Origin of the sequence: Halomonas sp. DN3 (assembly GCF_024137905.1) — a bacterium.
Taxonomy (GTDB): Bacteria; Pseudomonadota; Gammaproteobacteria; order Pseudomonadales; family Halomonadaceae; genus Halomonas; species Halomonas litopenaei.
In genome coordinates, this window is sequence record NZ_CP099965.1 from 2,517,526 (window position 1) to 2,534,912 (window position 17,387).

The window sequence follows — 17,387 nt, forward strand, 5'->3', positions numbered from 1 at the left end:
CGCCCGCCCCTCCAAAACGACAACGAGACGCCAATGAACCAGAACATCACCACTTCGGTCGCCACCGTGGCCACCGTCATCGCCCTGATCTCCTTTGCCGCCCTCGCCCCAGGCCCCTTCCAGACGCTGCTTGACGCCATCAAGGTCAACGTCATCGGCAACTTCGGTTTCATCTTCACCTACCCGGCCTTCGCCGCCTCCATCGTCTTTACCGTGCTGATGTTCACCCCCCTGGGGCGGCTCAGGTTCGGCCAGGGAGATCCCGAGTTTTCCACCCTGGCCTGGCTCGGCATGCTGTTCGCCACCGGCATGGGCATCGGCCTGGTGACCTGGGGCGTGCTGGAACCGCGCTACCACGTCGATGCCGGCCACAGCACCGACCAGGCCCTGCTGTACGCCTTCAACCACTGGGGTCTGCTGGCCTGGGCCGGCTATCTGGCGATCGGCGTGATCTTCGCTCACGCCATGTACAACCTGAACATCGACAAGCCCGCCGAAACGCTGCTTGGTGGCGGCTTTCTCAGCAAGCTCAACCTGGTCAGCCTGGTGGTATCTACCGTCATCGGCCTGTCGCTGACCTTCTCCTACGCCACCGATCCGCTCAAACAGAGCCTCGAGCAGTTCTTCGGCATCGACGCCAGCCCCACCCTGATCATCCTGGTGCTGTCGCTGTTCGCGATCGCCTCCAGCGCCTCGGGGCTCCAGCGTGGCATCAAGTGGCTGAGCAACTACAACACGCTGTTCGCCCTGTTCCTGATGGTCAGCGTCTTCGTTCTGACCTCACCGCTGGACATCCTCGGCACCTTCACCCGACTGTTGCCGGAATACCTGGTGAAGTACCCGGCGATGGCGACCGATATCGGCCTCGGCGATCCCGAGCACAAGGCCTGGCTGGCGGACTGGCTGTACGCCTTCGAGGCCGCCTGGTACGGCTGGTTTGTGTTCACCGGCGTATTCATCGCGCGTATCTCGAAGGGCCGCACCCTGCGCCAGCTGGTACTGGGGGTGATGCTGGTGCCGAGCCTGTTCTCCTGCCTGTGGTTTACCACCTTCGGCCTCGGCGGACTCGAGACCGGCTCCGAGGACGTCTTCGCCCTGATGGCGACCCTCGACAGCCATGGCGTGCTGTCGGCCGTCCTGGCGCTCAACATCCTGCTGTTCTTCGTCACCAGCGCCGACTCTGCGGGACTGGTCTGCGAGATGCTGACGGTGCGCCGCTCACGGGCCTTCTGGATCGTTGCCATGGCCGCCCTGGCGGTGGTGATCAACTGGCTGGAAGGCGACATCTTCAAGGTCATTCTGACCCTGATCTCGGTCGCCGCCGTGCCTGTTGCCTTCGGTATCTTCGCCCTGGTCGCCGCCTTCCTGGTGCGTATCCGAGGCAGGCACGATGATCTGAGCGACAGGCAGGGCCAGGACTCCTGAGCCGCATTGTCGAGTGCCACCCCAACGACCAACGCAAACAGGGCCTGGAAACAGGCCCTGTCTGCGTCATGACCAGGTGTGGTTGGCGGACTTCCGTCCAGGGGCCAGCGTCGGCAGACGCCGGCCCCTTCACGCGAGCTCTGGGAGGCTAGCTCGAGGGCAGTTCCATCAGAACTTGCCCAATTCGGCCTCCAGCGGGAACATCGCCGCCGACAGCTCGCCTACCGTCATCACCGGAGACTCCGGCGCCTTGGCCGTTGGCCAGGCCTCGAGCAGCCCGTCGTAGCCCTCGACCAGGGCGTCGTAGGCACCCGCCTGTCGGAACATGTCGGCGTGGCGCTCCAGCGACTCCCGGGCGGTCAGCACAAAGCCACGACCGTCCTGATACTCGACCACGTTGTTGAACTCGCCGTCATGCACGGCTTCTTCGTACTCGTGCAGCGCGGTCTTCAACAGCGCCAGCTGGACCTTGGCCTGGAAGCCCGCATCCTGCTCGAGGCCATCGTCGACGTCGGCCATGGCCGAGAGGATGGTCTCGCGAAGCGATGCGTAATCCTGTTCGACCTCGCTCCAGTCACCGCCCTGCTGCACCTTGCCGGAGAAGGCTTCCAGCTCAGTATCGAAAGCGTCGATGCCACGGCTCTCAAGCGCCGGCGCGATGCCGGGGTACACCTCGTGGTAGGGATGACCAAAGTGGGGGTAGGACGCGGTCTTGGCCCCCTCGGTGTAGAGCTCCTTGGCGACCTCAAGGTGGCCGAGCATCAGCGCGAGCTCAGTGGTGTAGACGCCAGGGTTGGCCGCGTCGACGTGGCCACCTTCGCCGCCTTCGCCACCTTCGCCACCTTCACCGCCTTCGCCACCTTCACCACCTTCACCACCTTCGCCGCCTTCACCACCTTCACCACCGGAAGACGCCGTCAGATAGGCAAAGACCGCATAGGGATCGCTGGCGAGGGAGGCACTTTCACCGCCTTCGCCGCCGTGGCCGTGTTCGCCACCTTCACCGCCTTCACCGCCGTGGCCGCGCTCGCCACCTTCACCGCCTTCACCACCTTCACCGCCTTCACCACCTTCACCGCCGTGGCCGTGCTCGCCACCTTCGCCACCTTCACCGCCGTGGCCGCGCTCGCCACCTTCGCCACCTTCACCGCCGTGGCCGGCTTCACCACCTTCACCACCTTCACCGCCGTGGCCGTGCTCGCCGCCTTCGCCGCCTTCACCGCCGTGGCCGGCTTCGCCACCTTCGCCACCGTGGCCGGCTTCACCACCTTCGCCACCTTCGCCACCTTCACCTCCGTGGCTCTGTTCGTAGGCAGTGTCGTCCTTGTGAATATCGTCGCCATCGCCGTGATGGTCGGCCCAGGCGGCGCTGGATCCGAGCAGGATGCTGGCGCCAACACCAATCCACAGCTTGGTACGGGTCTCTTGCGTCATGGGGTGCTCCTTCCTTCTACGTCTACATGGGGCCAATTTCTTGTTCAGGGCTTGCGCTCGATGGAACCAGGGTCCACTTGCCGCAAACCCATGTCCGATCTGGCAATGTCTGCGCCAGTCAAACCATCAGGTGCCTGCCCACTAGACTGGCGTGTCACGAAGTGTAATGCAAACGATTAACAGTCGGGTATACTGACGGGCATTTGCGGGAGCCTCCGATGATTCTGTGTATCGACAAGGTGCTGACCGACGACCAGCTCCAGCGTATTCGCCAGACACTGGACGCCAGCGACTTTCGTGACGGACGGGAGACCGCCGGCTGGCATGCGCGCACGGTCAAGCGCAACCAGCAGGCGAGCAGCCAGGAGCCCGCCATCGCCGCCCTGCGTGACGAGGTCATGCAGACCCTGTCCGCACACACCCTGTTCCAGATCGCCGCGCGCCCGCGCCGAATGAAGCCGGTCATGTTCAGTCGCTACCAGCAAGGCATGACCTACGGCAATCACGTCGACGACGCGGTGATGCCCACCCCCCAGGGGCCGATGCGCACCGACCTGTCCTTCACCATCTTCCTTGGGGATCCGGACAGCTACGAGGGTGGAGAGCTGGTCACCGAGACCACCCAGGGCGAACAGCGCTTCAAGCTGCCGGCGGGTTCGATGATCCTGTACCCGTCCTCGACGCTGCATCGCGTCGACCCGGTCACCCAGGGGCAACGACTGGCCGCGGTGGGCTGGCTGCAGAGCCAGGTACGCCATCCTGAACAACGTGAAGTGCTGTTCGACCTCGACACCACTCGCCGCCAGATCTTCGAGCGCGACGGCAAGACCGCCGAGTTCGACAGCATCTCCAAGAGCCTGGCCAATCTGCTGCGGATGTGGGCCGAGATCTGACCTGAGGCCCGGTCAGCCGTGGTGTCGATAGGCCTGCGGCGCCGTTCCGAACGCCCTGCGGAAGGCGCGACTGAAACTCGACGCCGAGCCGAATCCACAGCTGAGCCCGATCGCCAGCACATCGAGGTCGGTATCCTTGAGCAATTGGGCGGCACGTTTGAGGCGCAGCGACAGGTAGTAGGCACTGGGAGAGGTGCCCAGCACATCGGCAAACAAGCGCTGTAGCTGGCGACTCGACACGCGGCTGCGGCGCGCGATCTCGGCCAGCGGCAGGGGCGTTTCCAGGTGCGACTCCATCAGCGCTACCGCATCGACCAGCCGCGGCTGGTGGGTGCCAAGACGCCTGACCAGGCTCATTCGCTGCTGGTCGGTGCGCGAGCGCAGGCGGTCGTGAATCAATTGTTCGGACACGTCCACCGCCAGCGCCATACCGTGGCGACGGGCGATCATCTCCAGGGTCATATCCATGGCCGCCGCGCCACCGGCACAGAAGAAGCGCCGCTCCTCCAGCAGGAACAGCTCGTCGCAGGTGCGAATCGAGGGATAGCGTTCGTTGAAGGTGGGCAGCGTCTCCCAGTGCAGGGTCACCGTATGCCCCCTGAGCAAGCCGGCCTCCGCCAGCACCACCGCGCCGGTGTCCAGCGCGCCGATGCAGCAGCCCCCCTGGTCGAGCCGGTTGAGCCAGGCGCTGAGCCCGTGGCCGATCCACAATTCCGGATCGAAGCCGCTGCATACCGCCAGCCACGGCAGATTGCGGACGTCTTCCATGGGGTGGTCCACCAGCAGGGTCATGCCGTTGCTTGCGGTCACCGGCCCTCCGCCCAGCCCGATCAGCGTCCAGTCATAAAGAGCGCGACCGGCGATGCGGTTGGCGATGCGCAGCGGCTCCACCGCCGAGAAAAACGCCATCATCGAGAACTGCGGCAGCAGCAGAAAACCCAGCCGCTGTTCGGCTTGCTCGATTTCACCGGCGCTCGCCTCCAGGCGTTGACCACTGAGCTCTACCATCGCTGTCCGCCTCCTTACCGACGCCCGTGACTGCGGCGCAGCATAGCATGAGGGCATCGACGATAACGTCCAAAGGCTGAGTAGAGTGGGGCTGCGCCTCCTGACTGGCCGTGTCTCGCCTGCGCCCTGAGTTGAGGGCAGCGCACGAGGGTGGCACCCTTGCATCGCGGAGCGGACCGGGCCGATCCTGAATCCGCTGACACTGGTGCGCCGATACCCGAACCACCGATCCTGGCGTGGCCTGCGCCGTCCTGCCCTACCATCCACGAGGCCTCCATGCGTCTGACCTACCAGGGCCCTGTCCCGGAACCCATCGGCTTTCTATTGCTGCCGCGTTTCTCCATGGTGGCGCTGTTCTCGGCCATCGATCCCTTGCGAATCGCCAACCGCCTGGCCGGACAGCCGCTGTTTCGCTGGCACCTGATCAGCCGCAACGGCGAGCCGGTCACCGCCAGCAACGGCATTCCCTTGAGCGTCGAGCATGACCTGGACAATGCCCCCTGGCTGCCCAGTCTGGCGGTGTGCACAAGCTTCGAGCCGATGGCTGCGGTGGACCAGCCGCTCAAGGACTGGTTGGCGCACCGCCGGGCCCAGGGCACTTGCCTTGGGGCGCTGGACACCGGCGTCTTCTGCCTGGCCGACGCCGGTCTGATCGAGGACACCGTGACCCTGCACTGGGAAAGCCTGCCCGAATTTCGCCGTCGCCATCCCGACATCGAGGCGGTGGAGTCGCTCTACGAGGTCGGCCCGGTCGGTTTCTACGGCGCCGGCGCCAGCGCCTCCATTGACCTTGCGCTGGACACCATCCGCCGCCGCCACGGCGATGCCCTGACCCGGCGGGTCAAGCAGCAACTGGTGCACGACCATCGTCGCCTGCCGGCCAGTCGCCAGCGTGACGCCAGCGAATTCGAGCGGCTGCCCGAACGCCTGACCAGGGTCATCGGCCTGATGGACAGCCACCTGGAGTCCCCCTTGGCCATCGCCGAACTGGCCGCCCAGATCGGCCTGTCGGAGCGTCAGCTCGAGCGAGACTGTCAGCACCACCTGGCCCGTACCCCGAGCCGGCTGTATCTGGAGCGCCGCCTGGCGCTGGCCCACCATCTGGTGACCAGCACCCGTCACGGCGTCATGGACATCGCCCTGGCCAGCGGCTTCGCGTCCGCCTCGAGCTTCACCCGCGCCTTTCGCCAGCACCACGGCGCCAGCCCCCGGGAGCTAAGACGACGGCTCCTTTAACACTGGCCTACCATCTTCGAGCTTCACCCGCGCCTTTCGCCCGCAGTCGACAACAACACGGCACCAGCCCCCGGGAGCCAAGACGACGCCTCCTTTGACACTGGCCTACCATCTTCGAGCTTCACCCGCGCCTTTCGCCCGCAGTCGACAACAACTCGGCGCCAGCCCCCGGGAGCCAAGACGACGCCTCCTTTGACACGGGCCTTCTGTCTGTTGCCCTGTTCGCCTTGGCCAGTTGGCATGCCTGGCATGTCGGACTCTGCACGATACCTGTCGATTTATGCACGACTTCGGTGCTGCCTGACAGGCAAGCTGGTCCCCACTTGAGCGCCAGTCGGCGCTGCCATCCATGACGCACAGCGCGGGCGCTGCCATCCATGACGCACCACGCGCCCGTCCCAGCTTCGACGGAGTCCCGATGAACCAGCCACAGCACACCAGCGAACACCAGCAGTCCGCGTCGGTCGATCTACCGCGCACCCCGGACTATGACGCCTGGCCCATCGAGGTGCCCATCGCAAGCGTAGCCTCGACGCCAAGGGTGCTGACCGTGAACTGGCAGGACGGCCGTGTCAGCCGCTATCACAGCGTCTGGCTGCGCGAAAACGCCGCCGACGACAGCACCATCAATCCAGCGACAAGGGAGCGCATCCTCGATCTGTCGAGCCTGGACGCCTGGCCGGAAATTGCCCAAGCGACGCTGGACGCCAGCGGCGCCGTCGAACTGCTGATGACGCCGGAACAGCGCAGCCTGCGCTTTCACCCCGGCTGGCTGAGAGCCCACGACTACGATAACACCGAGGATCCGCTGGCACCGCTGGTACCGGTCGAGACCTGGCTCGGCGGCCAGGACAAGGAACCGGTCACCCTGGACGCCGGCGGCTGGACCGCGACGCAGACCGACAGCCCCGAAGAAGAGACGATCCTGGCACCGGCGCTTGACGCGCTGCTGCGCCACGGCCTCGTGCGGCTACGCGGCCTGCCCACCGAGCCCGGCACCCTGGAGAACATCGCCGAGCGCTTCGGGCCGTTGCGGGCCACCAACTTCGGCACCCTGTTCAACGTTCGCGCCAAGCCGGACCCGGACTCCAACGCCTACACCTCGATTGCCCTGCCGCCCCACGTGGACCTGCCGACCCGCGAGTACCATCCCGGTCTTCAGTTCCTGCACTGTCTCGAGAACAGCGTGGCCGGCGGCCAGGCGGTAATGCTCGATGGTTTCGCAGTGGCCGAGGCCCTGCGCGAGGAAGACCCCGAGGCCTTCGCTACCCTGACTCGCGTCCACTGGCGCTACGCCAATACCGCCAAGACCACCGATTACGTCTGGCACTCGCCGATGATCGTGCTCGATGAACAGCAGCAACTGCTCGAGGTGCGCATCGCCGACTTCCTGCGCGGCCCGCTGATGACCGACTTCGACCAGGTCGAGGAGGCCTACCGGGCACTGATGGCGCTCCAGCAGCGCCTGCGCGAGCCCCGTTTCGCCATGCGCTTCACCTACGCTCCCGGCGACCTGGTGATCTTCGACAATCGCCGCCTGTTGCACGCTCGGGACGCCTTTGAAGGCGACTCCGGCCACCGCTGGCTGCAGGGCTGCTACCTCGAGCGCGATGAGGTGCGCTCGCGCTATCGCATCGTCCAGCGCCGTCGCCGCGAGCGGGAACTGGCCGAGGCCGGACAGGCCTAGCAGCGATGCCAGGCCACCGGCTAGCCTTCCGCCGGCGCCGGTGGCCGCAGCCCACGCCGGGCGGTCACGCTCGGCGCCTCGCCAAAGCGCTTGCGGTAAGCCCTGGAGAAGTGCGCCAGGTGGCTGAAGCCCACCGCCACCGCGGCCTCGGTCACCGCAATGCGACTGTCGGCTAGAATGCGCTGGGCCTGGTCCAGCCGCATGTTCAGATAGCACTGCTTGGGCGTCTCGCCGAACTCCTGCACGAATAGCCGGGTCAACTGGCGCTGGGACAGGCCCGCCAGACGACAGACGTCGGGAATCGGCAGCGCCTGGGCGAGATTGGCCTCCATTACCGCCAGTGCGCGCAGCACCCCACGCGGCAGCTCCCTGGGCGAAGCCCGATCCGCTACCCAGCCGGTGCTGGCCCCAGCCCTCCCTGCTGCTTGCTGCGATGTTGCGGCTCCCCTCGCCTCCGCTGGCCGCGAATGCACGATCTGTCGCCCCACCGCCTCGGCCAGCGAAGGACCATAAAGGGTCACGATCCACTCGAGCATCATGTCGATGCTGGCGGCGCCGCCGGAGCCGGTGAGACGTCCGCCTTCCCAGACGTAGCTGTCCGCTCGCACTTCCAGCTCAGGGAACTCCTCGCGAAAGGCCGGCACGCTTTCCCAGTGCAGCGCCACCGGATAGCCCTCCAGTACGCCCGCCCTGGCCAGGATAAAGGGTGCGGTGTCCACCCCCCCAAGCCAGACGCCATGGGCCGCCAGTCGCTTGAGCAGCGCCAGATCCTCGGCACCGATACAGGCTTCCGGCTCATAGGACGACACCACCATCAGACGCCCCTTTGACGCCAGCCCCTGGTACCAGTCGGCCTCGGTAACTTCGGACAGACGTCCATCGACATCGATGCGTACGCCATTACTGGCCGTCACCGCCTCGCCATCGGCGGACAGCAGGCGCCAGGCAAACAGATCCCGACCAAAACGGTTGGCCACCCGAAGCGGCTCGAGCAGGCAGAACAGCGTCAGCATCGAAAACTTGGGCACCAGCCACACGTCCAGGGTGTGTTCGGCCTGGTCGGGCGACAACAGCGGCGGCGAGTCCGGACGCGGATAGGGATGGCTGTCGGGCCAGCGGGCCTCGCTGTCTGCCTGGCGGTTGGCGTGGCTGTTGGCGTGGCTGTCTATGTCACTGTGCAAGTGGTGTTCAACGTCCGACATGGGGCGAATTTTATCAAGGCTATGGCGAATTTGATCAAATTGTATCCCAAATAGCACAGTAACCTGTAGCCCAGACAGCGACGCCAGGTGTCGAACCGCCCTTCCTCGACCTGGTGAGCCTCCTACAATGCCAGACCGATCGAATCCGGAGAGAGCCTCGACGATGACCCAGCAGACGCCCCCGCAACTGACCGATGACGGCCACCAACTGGCGCTGACCCTTGGTGAAGGGCATCACCGTCTTGATGCCTTGTGGCTGCGCGAACGCTTGCCCGATGCCGAAACCCTGGACCCCCAGACCGGGCAGCGTCTGATCGAGGCCGCCGAACTACCGCTGGATCTGATCCTCACCAAGGCAGACGTCCAGGATGAGCGGCTGGTCGTGGCCTTCTCCGATGGCCATCGAGGCAGCATCACGATCGACGAGCTCGAGGATGCCGTGCGCTGCCAGCGCTCGGACGACAACGCCTCACGGGTGTACTGGGACTCGACGCTCGCCACACCCCCGCAAGCCAGCTTCAAGCAAGCACTGGAAAGCGATCCGGCGCTGCTCGATCTGCTCGACCAGCTGCATCGCTTCGGTTTCGTGCGCGTCACGGATGTACCGGTCAGCGAAGACGGCATGCAGCCGCTGATCGACCGTATCGGCCCGCTGCGCCGGACCAACTGGGGCGGCATCGCCGACGTCAAGTCGGTGGCCAACGCCTACGACCTGACCATGACCCAGCGTGGCCTCGAGCCGCACACCGACAACCCCTATCGCGATCCGATCCCCGGTTACATCTGGCTGCACTGTCTGACCAACGCCGCCGATGGTGGCGACAGCACCCTGGTGGACGGCTTCGAGGCCGCTCGACGCCTGCGTCAGCAGGATCCCGACGCCTTCGCCTGCCTGACCGAAGTGACCCCGCGCTTTCGTTACCACGACGAGACCACCCGTCTGGAGAGCGAAGGTCCGCTGATCGAGCTCGACGCCCGGGGCGAGGTGACGCGGGTACGCTACTCCAACCGCACCGAGCGTATCGACCTGATGGACAGCGCCCTGCTGCGCCGCTACTACGCCGCCCGCAAGGCCTTCTACCAACTGATTCGCTCGTCCGAGCTCACCCTCGAACTCAAGCTGTCCCCTGGCGAGATGCTGATCATGGACAACTACCGCCTGCTGCACGGGCGTACCGCCTTTCAGCTCGAAGGCGGCGTACGCCACCTGCGCCAGGGCTACGTGGATCGTGACAGCACCGCCAGTCGACGCCTGTTGCTGAAGGATCGGCTCAAGCCCGCACACGACTCGGAAGCCGGTGCCGCCAACAACCTCGCACGAACCACCCAGGGGGCCAGCGCATGAGCACCAGCGATCTCGCACTGACCCAGGCCCGCTTCGCGCGCTTTGACCAGAGCACCGCCGAAGAGTGGCGCCTGATCGACCGGCACTTTCGTGCCTACCAGAGCGACGCCTGCCGTCGTGTGCTCGCCCATCTCGAGCGACTCAAGGGCGACACCCACGGCTACCCGGTGGACCGCTACGAGCACTGTCTGCAGACCGCCACCCGCGCGCTGCGTGACGGCGCCGATGAAGAGACCGTGGTCTGTGCCCTGCTCCACGACATCGGCGACGACCTGGCCCCGGCCAATCACGCCGAGATCGCCGCCGCCATCCTCGAGCCTTTCGTCGACCCGCTCAATGTCTGGATGATCCGTCACCACGAGCTGTTTCAGGGCTACCACTACCGCCACTTCTTCGGCCAGGATCGCCACGCCCGTGAGGCCTATCGCGACCACCCGGCCTACGCCCGCACGGTGCGCTTCTGCGACGACTGGGACCAGACCAGCTTCGACCCCGACTACGACACCCTGCCACTGGACGCCTTCCTGCCGATGATCGAAAACGTTATGGGCCGCGAACCCTTCGGTGGCCTGCCGAGCGTGGTGGAGGACAGCGACTCGAGCCCCGAGCCCCTGGCGAATGACCGGGAGGCCTGCCGATGACCACCTGCGCCCAGCGCCTGATCGAGCTGCTCGAGGCCCAGGGAATCGACACCGTCTTCGGCGTTCCCGGCGTGCACACCGTCGAGCTGTACCGGGGCCTTGAGCATTCGCGACTTCGCCACTTCACGCCACGCCACGAACAGGGCGCCGGTTTCATGGCCGACGGCTACGCCCGGGCCAGCGGGCGACCCGCCGCCTGCTTTATCATCACGGGCCCGGGCATGACCAATATCGCCACCGCCATGGGCCAGGCGTTGGCCGATTCGGTACCGATGCTGGTGATTTCCAGCGTCAATACCGTGTCGACGCTTGGGCGCGGCCAGGGCCGTCTCCACGAGATGCCCCATCAGGGCCAGACCCTGGCCGGGGTGGCGCGCTTCAGCCATACCCTGCTCGATCCCGAGGCGCTGCCCGAAGTGCTGGCCCGCGCCTTCGCCGTGTTCCAGGGCGCACGCCCGGGGCCGGTGCATATCGAGATCCCCATCGATCTGTTCGCCGCCCCGGTCAAGGCACCGATGCCTGCTGTGATGCGCGTCTTTCCCCCGGCGCCAGCGCCCCAGGCCGTCGCGGCCGCCAGCCGACTGCTGGGCGAGGCACAGCGCCCGCTGGTACTGGTGGGAGGTGGCGCCTGCGCCGCCGCCACCAGCGTCACCGCCCTGGTCGAACACCTGGACGCCCCCACCCTGACCACCATCAATGCCCGCGGGCTGCTCGGTGCCGACCATCCGCTGGACCTGGGCGCCACCGCCAGCCTGCCGGCGACACGCCGACTGGCCCGGCAGGCCGACGTCATCCTGGCCCTTGGCACCGAACTCGGCGAAACCGACTACGACCTGGTGTTCGACGACGGTTTCAAGCTCGAGGGCAGACTGATCCGGGTCGATCTGGACGCCGAGCAGCTGGCGCGCAGTCACATCGCCGACCTGGCCCTGGTGGCCGATATCGGGCTGACCGCCGAGGCCCTGCTGGTCGCACTGGAGCGCGGCGAAGATGAAGGCCGGCCACAACGAGAAGTCGGTCGCGAGCGCTGCGAGCGCGTGCGCCACGAGCTGGCCCTCGCCGATGACCCGGAGCTCGCGCGCTATCGGCCGCTGTTTGCCACCCTCGACGAGGTACTGCCCGAGGCGATCATCGTCGGCGATTCCACCGGCCCGGTGTACGCCGGCAACGTGGTGGCCAGGCGCCCGGCGCCACGTCGCTGGTTCAACGCCGCCACCGGCTTCGGCACCCTGGGCTACGGCCTGCCTGCGGCCCTGGGCGCGGGACTGGCACGACCGGATCTGCCGGTGGTGGCGCTGGTCGGCGACGGCGGCCTGCAGTTCGTGCTGGGAGAGCTAGCCACCGCCCGGGATATCGCCCTGGAGGCCGACCGGGCTCGCGCCGAGCAGGGGTCAATCGACCGTGATTCGAGCGATGCGGCCTGCGCCGACACCGCCCTGGCAAGGCCCTTGGCGATCCTGATCTGGAACAACGACGGCTACGACGAGATACGCCGTTACATGAGCGCCGACGGTGTCGCTCACGTGGGTGTCGATCTGGCTCCCCCGGACTTCGCCGCCCTCGCCCAGGCCTTCGACTGCCGCTATCGTCAGGCCGCCGGCGCCGACGACCTGGCGTCGGCGCTTTCAAGCCTGAATGATGCCGGCTCACCGCTGATCGTCGAGATCGACGCCCTGGCCTGGTGTCGCCAGCTCGAACACTGAGGCAGGACGCCGGCGCCGAGCGGATCGACGGCGTCCCGACCATGCATCACTTATGCATCAGTTATGCATCACTTATGCATTCATAAAATAACGAAGGAGTTCCCCGTGACTCGATGTTTCTCGCACAAGCCCCGTTCCATCGCCCTGGCAGCCGCGCTCGGCCTTGCCGCCGCCTCCGCCCAGGCCGCTGACCGCGACGATGAGCTGAGCCTGGTCGTCCCGCCCTGGCCCGGGGTCACCGTCAAGAGCGAGATCCTGGCGCAGCTCGTCGCGCCCCTGGGCTACCAGGTCGAACGCCAGGAGCTCAGCTCCACGGTGGGCTACAAGACCCTGACCACCGGCGACAGCGACGCCTTTCTGGCCGGCTGGCTGCCGGCCCAGCAGGAAAGCTACGACGCCGCCATGGCGGCGGACGCCATCGTCGATCTGGGCAACAACGTGACCGGCGCGCGCATGGGATTCGCCGTGCCCGGCTACGTGGCCGAGGCCGGTATCACCGACGCTTCCCAGTTGGGCGAGGCGCAGAACGCCGAGCGTTTCGAGCACACCTTCTACTCGATCGAAAGCGGCTCCACCGTGACCGACTTCATCCACGCCGCCATCGACAGCGACACCCACGGGCTCGGTGACTGGGAGGTCATGTCCTCCTCGACCCCCGGCATGCTCAGCGAAGTCAAGGCGGCGGTGAACGAACAACGCTGGATCGTCTTCTACGGCTGGACGCCTCACTGGATGATCCCCGAGTACGACGTGCACATTCTCGACGACAGCGAAGGCGTGTTCGGCCCCGACAACGGCCGCAGCGACGTCAAGACCATCGTCGCCAGCGAGTTCGCCGAGGCCAATCCCAACCTGACCCGACTGCTCGACCAGTTCGTGTTCAGCGCGCATGAGCAGAGCGAGTTCATCAAGGCCTTCAGCCTCGAGGAGCGTGACCTCGATGAGGTCGCCCGAGAGTGGCTCGAGCAGCATCCCGACAAGCGCGCTGCCTTCCTCGAAGGCGTCACCACCCGCGACGGCGATGACGCCCTGGCCGCCCTGGAGGCGAGCCTGTGAGCGAAGACAGCCGCCAGCAGCGCATCCGCCGCGACCTGGCCGCGGCCTACCGGCTGATGGCCATGGATGGCATGGACGATGGCATCTCGACCCATATCTCGGCACGAGTCGCCCCGGGGCGCTTCCTGCTCAATGCCTTCGGTCTGCGCTTCGAGGAGGTCACCGCCGACTCTCTGGTGACTGTCGACGAGCACGGCCAGGTGCTCGACGATCCCACCGGCCTCGGCATCAACCCGGCCGGCTTTACCATCCACAGCGCCATCCACGCGGCGCGTCCCGACGCCCACTGTGTACTGCACTCCCACAGCGTCGCCGGGGTCGCCGTGTCCTGCCTCGAGCAGGGCCTCGCGCCGCTGAACCAGTGGGCGATGCAGTTCTATCGACGCATCGGCTATCACGACTACGAGGGCATCGCCCTCGACCTGGACGAGCGCGAACGGCTGGTACGTGACCTCGGCGAGCACATGAGCATGATCCTGCGCCAGCACGGCCTGCTGGTGGTCGGCGAAAGCGTCGGCGACGCCTTTCTGCGCATGCGCGACCTGGAGCGCTCCTGCCAGGCCCAGCTCGCGGCCCAGGCCACCGGGGCGGCGCTGGTCAGCGCCAGTCCTGAGCTTTGCGAAAAGGTCGCCCGCCAGTACGACGACTGGGCCGCGAGCCCCCAGGGCACCGAGCTTGCCTGGCGGGCGGAACTGCGCCGCCTCGGCATCGACGCTCCCGCCGCTTCCGACAACAAGGACCCTTCACCATGAAAGTCTCCGCCCTGACCCAACGCATCGCCGGCGAAGGCGCCGCCGCCTGGGACATCCATGTGCGTGCGCTGAAGCGCCAGGCCAGCGGTGAAGACATCACCGTACTGTCGGTGGGCGATCCCGACTTCACCACCCCCGCCCCGATCATCGAGGCGGCCAAGCAAAGCCTCGACCGCGGCGCGACCCACTATGCCGACGTCCAGGGCAAGGGTGAGCTGCGCGAAGCCATCAGCCGCCACTATCGTCGCCATCAGGGTGTCGAGGTGTCCCCCGAGCGGCTGATCGTGATGGCCGGCGCCCAGTGCGGGCTCTACGCCACCGCCCAGTGCCTGCTCGACCCTGGCGACGAGGTGATCGTGCCGGAGCCGAGCTACGTCACCTACGAGGCGGTGATCCAGTCGACCGGTGCACGACTGGCCCGAGTGCCGCTGCGGCCAGAGGCCGGCTTTCGACTCGACGTGGCCGATATCGCCGCCGCGATCACCGACAACACCCGGGCGATCCTGCTCAACAGCCCCCACAACCCCACCGGCCAGTCGATGACCCGGCAGCAGTGGGAGCAGATCGCCGAGCTGTGTCACCGCCATGACCTCTGGCTGATCTCCGACGAGGTCTACGCCGAGCTGGTCTTCGAGGGCGAGCACCACAGCCCGCTGGCGCTGCCCGACATGGCCAATCGCAGCGTGGTGATCTCGAGCCTGTCCAAGTCCCACGCCATGACCGGCTGGCGGCTGGGCTGGGTGGTCGCGCCCGAGGCGCTGATCGAGCACCTGGACAATCTGGCGCTGTGCATGCTGTACGGCTGCCCGGACTTTATCCAGGACGCGGCGATCACCGCGCTCGACAGCGACCTCCCCGAGCTTGCCACCATGCACGCCGCCTACCGTGAACGCCGCGACAGCGTCTGCCGCGCCCTAGACGGTGCCGACTCGGTCAAGGCGATCTGCCCGGACGCCGGCATGTTCGTGATGGTCGACATCCGCGCCACTGGTCTGTCATCGGCCGAGTTCGCCGATGGCCTGCTCGACGAATGCGGCATCTCGGTGCTGTCCGGTGAGGCCTTCGGCCCCTCGGCGGCTGGCTTTGTGAGGCTGAGCCTGACCCAGCCCCCGGAGCGCCTGAGTCGCGCCGCAACACGGCTTCGTGAATTTGCCGATGCCTGTCTTGTCACCAGCCCCTGAGTCGCCTATGCCACCATCCGTCACCACCAGCGACGACTTGAGCCCGACCTCCCCCGTGGTCGAGGCTCGTCACCTCGTCAAGCGCTACGGGGACACCAGCGTGCTGCGCGACGTCTCCCTGAGCGTCGCCGAAGGCACTGTGACCACCATCATCGGCGCCAGTGGCTCCGGCAAGAGCACCCTGCTGCGCTGCATGAACCTGCTGGAGCGACCCCAGCAGGGCAGCCTGTCCATCGCCGATGAACGCATCCGCTTCACCGAGCAGGGCCCCCGCAGCAGCCATACCGACATGCCGCTCAGTCGCCATCAGCTGCAACGCCTGCGCGGCAAGGTCTCCATGGTATTCCAGCAGTTCAACCTCTGGCCGCACCTGACCGTGCTCGGCAACGTCAGCGAGGCCCCGGTGCGGGTCAAGGGAATCTCACGCAGGAAGGCCAACGCCCTGGCCGCCCACTATCTGGAGCGCGTCGGCATGGCCGAGCGCGCCGACGCCTACCCGGCCTTTCTCTCCGGTGGCCAGCAGCAGCGCGTGGCCATCGCCCGAGCGCTGGCCATGGAGCCCGAGATCCTGCTGTTCGACGAGCCCACCTCGGCGCTGGACCCGGAGAGGGTCAACGAGGTGCTGGGGGTCATCCGCGGCCTGGCCGACGAGGGGCGCACCATGCTGATGGTGACCCACGAGATGGCCTTCGCCCGGGAGGTGTCCGACCAGATCGTGTTTCTCGACCGCGGCGTCGTCGGCGAAGCCGGCTCCCCCGAGCGCATCTTCGAACACAGCGACAACGAACGCTGCCGGCGCTTCATCGCCCCCGCAGCTTGACTGCCAGTCACACAACAACCAGGAGTTCCCATGACCGTATCCCATTCCCTGCGCCCGTCAGCCGACCTCGCTCGTCGCCTTGCCCTGGGCGTCGCGCTCGCCACGACACTCGCTGCCGCCACCATCGGCAGCGCCCATGCGACCGACCAGGCAGCCAACCAGGACGCTGGCGAGCCCCTCAAGATCGGCATCTCCGCCGAACCCTATCCGCCCTTCACCTACACCTCCTCCGACAGTGACTGGACCGGTTTCGAGGTGGAACTGGCATCGGCCATCTGCGACCAGATGGGCCGTGAGTGCGAGATCACCCCGACCGGCTGGAGCGGTATCATCCCCTCGCTCAAGGCCGGACGCATCGACATGATCATGAACTCCATGTCGATCACCGAGAAGCGCCTGCGAGTCATCGACTTCAGCTCGCCCTACTACTTCACGCCCGGTGCCTACGTCGCCGCCCGCTCACTGGAGATCGAGCCGCCCGAGGGCCTGGACGGCAAGGTGCTGGGGGTGCAGAGCGCCACCACCAACGCCACCTACGCCCGTCGCGCCCTGCGTGACAGCGGCGTCGACATCCGTCTGTACGACCAGGCCGAACAGGTCAATCGCGACCTGCTCTCCGGCCGCCTGGACCTGATCCTGGCCGACGAGATCGCCATGATCGAGCTGGTCGAACGCGATGAAGCCGCCGACTTCGAGATCAAGGCCACGGCGCCGCACCACGAGGCCTACGGTGAAGGCGTCGGCATCGGCCTGCGCCAGGAGGACGACGCCCTGACCGAGGACGTCAACGCCGCCATCGAGGCGGTCAATCAGCAGGGCATCTGCAGCGAGCTGTCCGAGCGCTACTTCGGCACCGACGTCTGCGTGGGCTAGGGCCTGTACGAAAAGTGTCTGCGCTCGGTAATACGGCGTTAAAAATCGGCTGGTGCGCCAGACCGGTCAGAATGCTCATTTACAAACGTAAACTGCGCTTTCTCACCGATTTTTGCCTTGTCTAACCATCG

The 17,387-nt window shown here is 66.5% G+C and carries 15 protein-coding genes; 12 read left to right on the top strand and 3 right to left on the bottom strand.

Annotated features, from left to right (window positions below; genetic code table 11):
- Positions 1-33: 33 nt before the first annotated feature.
- Positions 34-1,425, top strand: a complete 1,392-nt coding sequence (locus tag NKF27_RS10850; RefSeq protein WP_045994800.1) for a BCCT family transporter — start codon at positions 34-36, stop codon at positions 1,423-1,425.
- A 168-nt stretch (positions 1,426-1,593) separates the two neighbouring features.
- On the opposite strand, the gene NKF27_RS10855 is transcribed toward NKF27_RS10850, so the two are convergent.
- Positions 1,594-2,859 (bottom strand): hypothetical protein, encoded by a 1,266-nt coding sequence (locus tag NKF27_RS10855; protein ID WP_253551564.1) that lies wholly within the window; start codon positions 2,857-2,859, stop codon positions 1,594-1,596.
- 218 nt (positions 2,860-3,077) lie between these two features.
- On the opposite strand from NKF27_RS10855, the gene NKF27_RS10860 reads away from it, so the two are divergent.
- Complete coding sequence (locus NKF27_RS10860) at positions 3,078-3,752, top strand: Fe2+-dependent dioxygenase (protein ID WP_045994549.1); 675 nt, start codon at positions 3,078-3,080, stop codon at positions 3,750-3,752.
- Between the two features lie 12 nt (positions 3,753-3,764).
- On the opposite strand, the gene NKF27_RS10865 is transcribed toward NKF27_RS10860, so the two are convergent.
- Entirely contained in the window at positions 3,765-4,760 is a 996-nt protein-coding gene (locus NKF27_RS10865) for a GlxA family transcriptional regulator (protein WP_253551566.1), read from the bottom strand.
- A 276-nt stretch (positions 4,761-5,036) separates the two neighbouring features.
- Here NKF27_RS10865 and NKF27_RS10870 point away from each other — a divergent pair, with 276 nt between their 5' ends.
- Positions 5,037-5,996, top strand: a complete 960-nt coding sequence (locus NKF27_RS10870; RefSeq protein ID WP_253551568.1) for a GlxA family transcriptional regulator — start codon at positions 5,037-5,039, stop codon at positions 5,994-5,996.
- 418 nt (positions 5,997-6,414) lie between these two features.
- Entirely contained in the window at positions 6,415-7,683 is a 1,269-nt protein-coding gene (locus tag NKF27_RS10875; protein WP_253551570.1) for a TauD/TfdA family dioxygenase, read from the top strand.
- 20 nt (positions 7,684-7,703) lie between these two features.
- Here the strand turns inward: NKF27_RS10875 and NKF27_RS10880 are convergent, their stop codons facing one another.
- Positions 7,704-8,756, bottom strand: coding sequence for a GlxA family transcriptional regulator (locus tag NKF27_RS10880; protein WP_253556461.1), 1,053 nt, complete (start codon positions 8,754-8,756; stop codon positions 7,704-7,706).
- Positions 8,757-9,048: 292 nt separating this feature from the next.
- Here NKF27_RS10880 and NKF27_RS10885 point away from each other — a divergent pair, with 292 nt between their 5' ends.
- The 8 genes from NKF27_RS10885 (at position 9,049) to NKF27_RS10920 (ending at position 17,256) form a co-directional block, all read left to right on the top strand.
- Positions 9,049-10,230: a TauD/TfdA family dioxygenase gene (locus NKF27_RS10885; RefSeq protein ID WP_253551572.1), complete on the top strand. Its 1,182-nt coding sequence runs from the start codon at positions 9,049-9,051 to the stop codon at positions 10,228-10,230.
- 17 nt (positions 10,231-10,247) lie between these two features.
- A complete protein-coding gene (locus tag NKF27_RS10890) occupies positions 10,248-10,871 on the top strand; it encodes an HD domain-containing protein (protein ID WP_253556463.1) in 624 nt (207 codons plus the stop codon).
- The gene (locus tag NKF27_RS10895; protein ID WP_253551574.1) at positions 10,868-12,574 is read left to right on the top strand and encodes a 5-guanidino-2-oxopentanoate decarboxylase; all 1,707 of its coding nucleotides are present in this window, start codon (positions 10,868-10,870) and stop codon (positions 12,572-12,574) included. Before NKF27_RS10890 ends, NKF27_RS10895 begins: the two co-directional genes overlap by 4 nt.
- 144 nt (positions 12,575-12,718) lie before the next feature.
- Positions 12,719-13,630, top strand: coding sequence for an ABC transporter substrate-binding protein (locus NKF27_RS10900; RefSeq protein WP_231498688.1), 912 nt, complete (start codon positions 12,719-12,721; stop codon positions 13,628-13,630).
- Positions 13,627-14,382, top strand: coding sequence for a class II aldolase/adducin family protein (locus NKF27_RS10905; RefSeq protein WP_222569465.1), 756 nt, complete (start codon positions 13,627-13,629; stop codon positions 14,380-14,382). The genes NKF27_RS10900 and NKF27_RS10905 overlap by 4 nt, the downstream gene beginning before the upstream one ends.
- Complete coding sequence (locus tag NKF27_RS10910; protein ID WP_253551576.1) at positions 14,379-15,563, top strand: pyridoxal phosphate-dependent aminotransferase; 1,185 nt, start codon at positions 14,379-14,381, stop codon at positions 15,561-15,563. Before NKF27_RS10905 ends, NKF27_RS10910 begins: the two co-directional genes overlap by 4 nt.
- 7 nt (positions 15,564-15,570) lie before the next feature.
- Positions 15,571-16,383 (top strand): amino acid ABC transporter ATP-binding protein, encoded by an 813-nt coding sequence (locus NKF27_RS10915; RefSeq protein WP_253551578.1) that lies wholly within the window; start codon positions 15,571-15,573, stop codon positions 16,381-16,383.
- 30 nt (positions 16,384-16,413) lie between these two features.
- The gene (locus NKF27_RS10920) at positions 16,414-17,256 is read left to right on the top strand and encodes a transporter substrate-binding domain-containing protein (RefSeq protein ID WP_253551579.1); all 843 of its coding nucleotides are present in this window, start codon (positions 16,414-16,416) and stop codon (positions 17,254-17,256) included.
- Positions 17,257-17,387 lie beyond the last annotated feature (131 nt).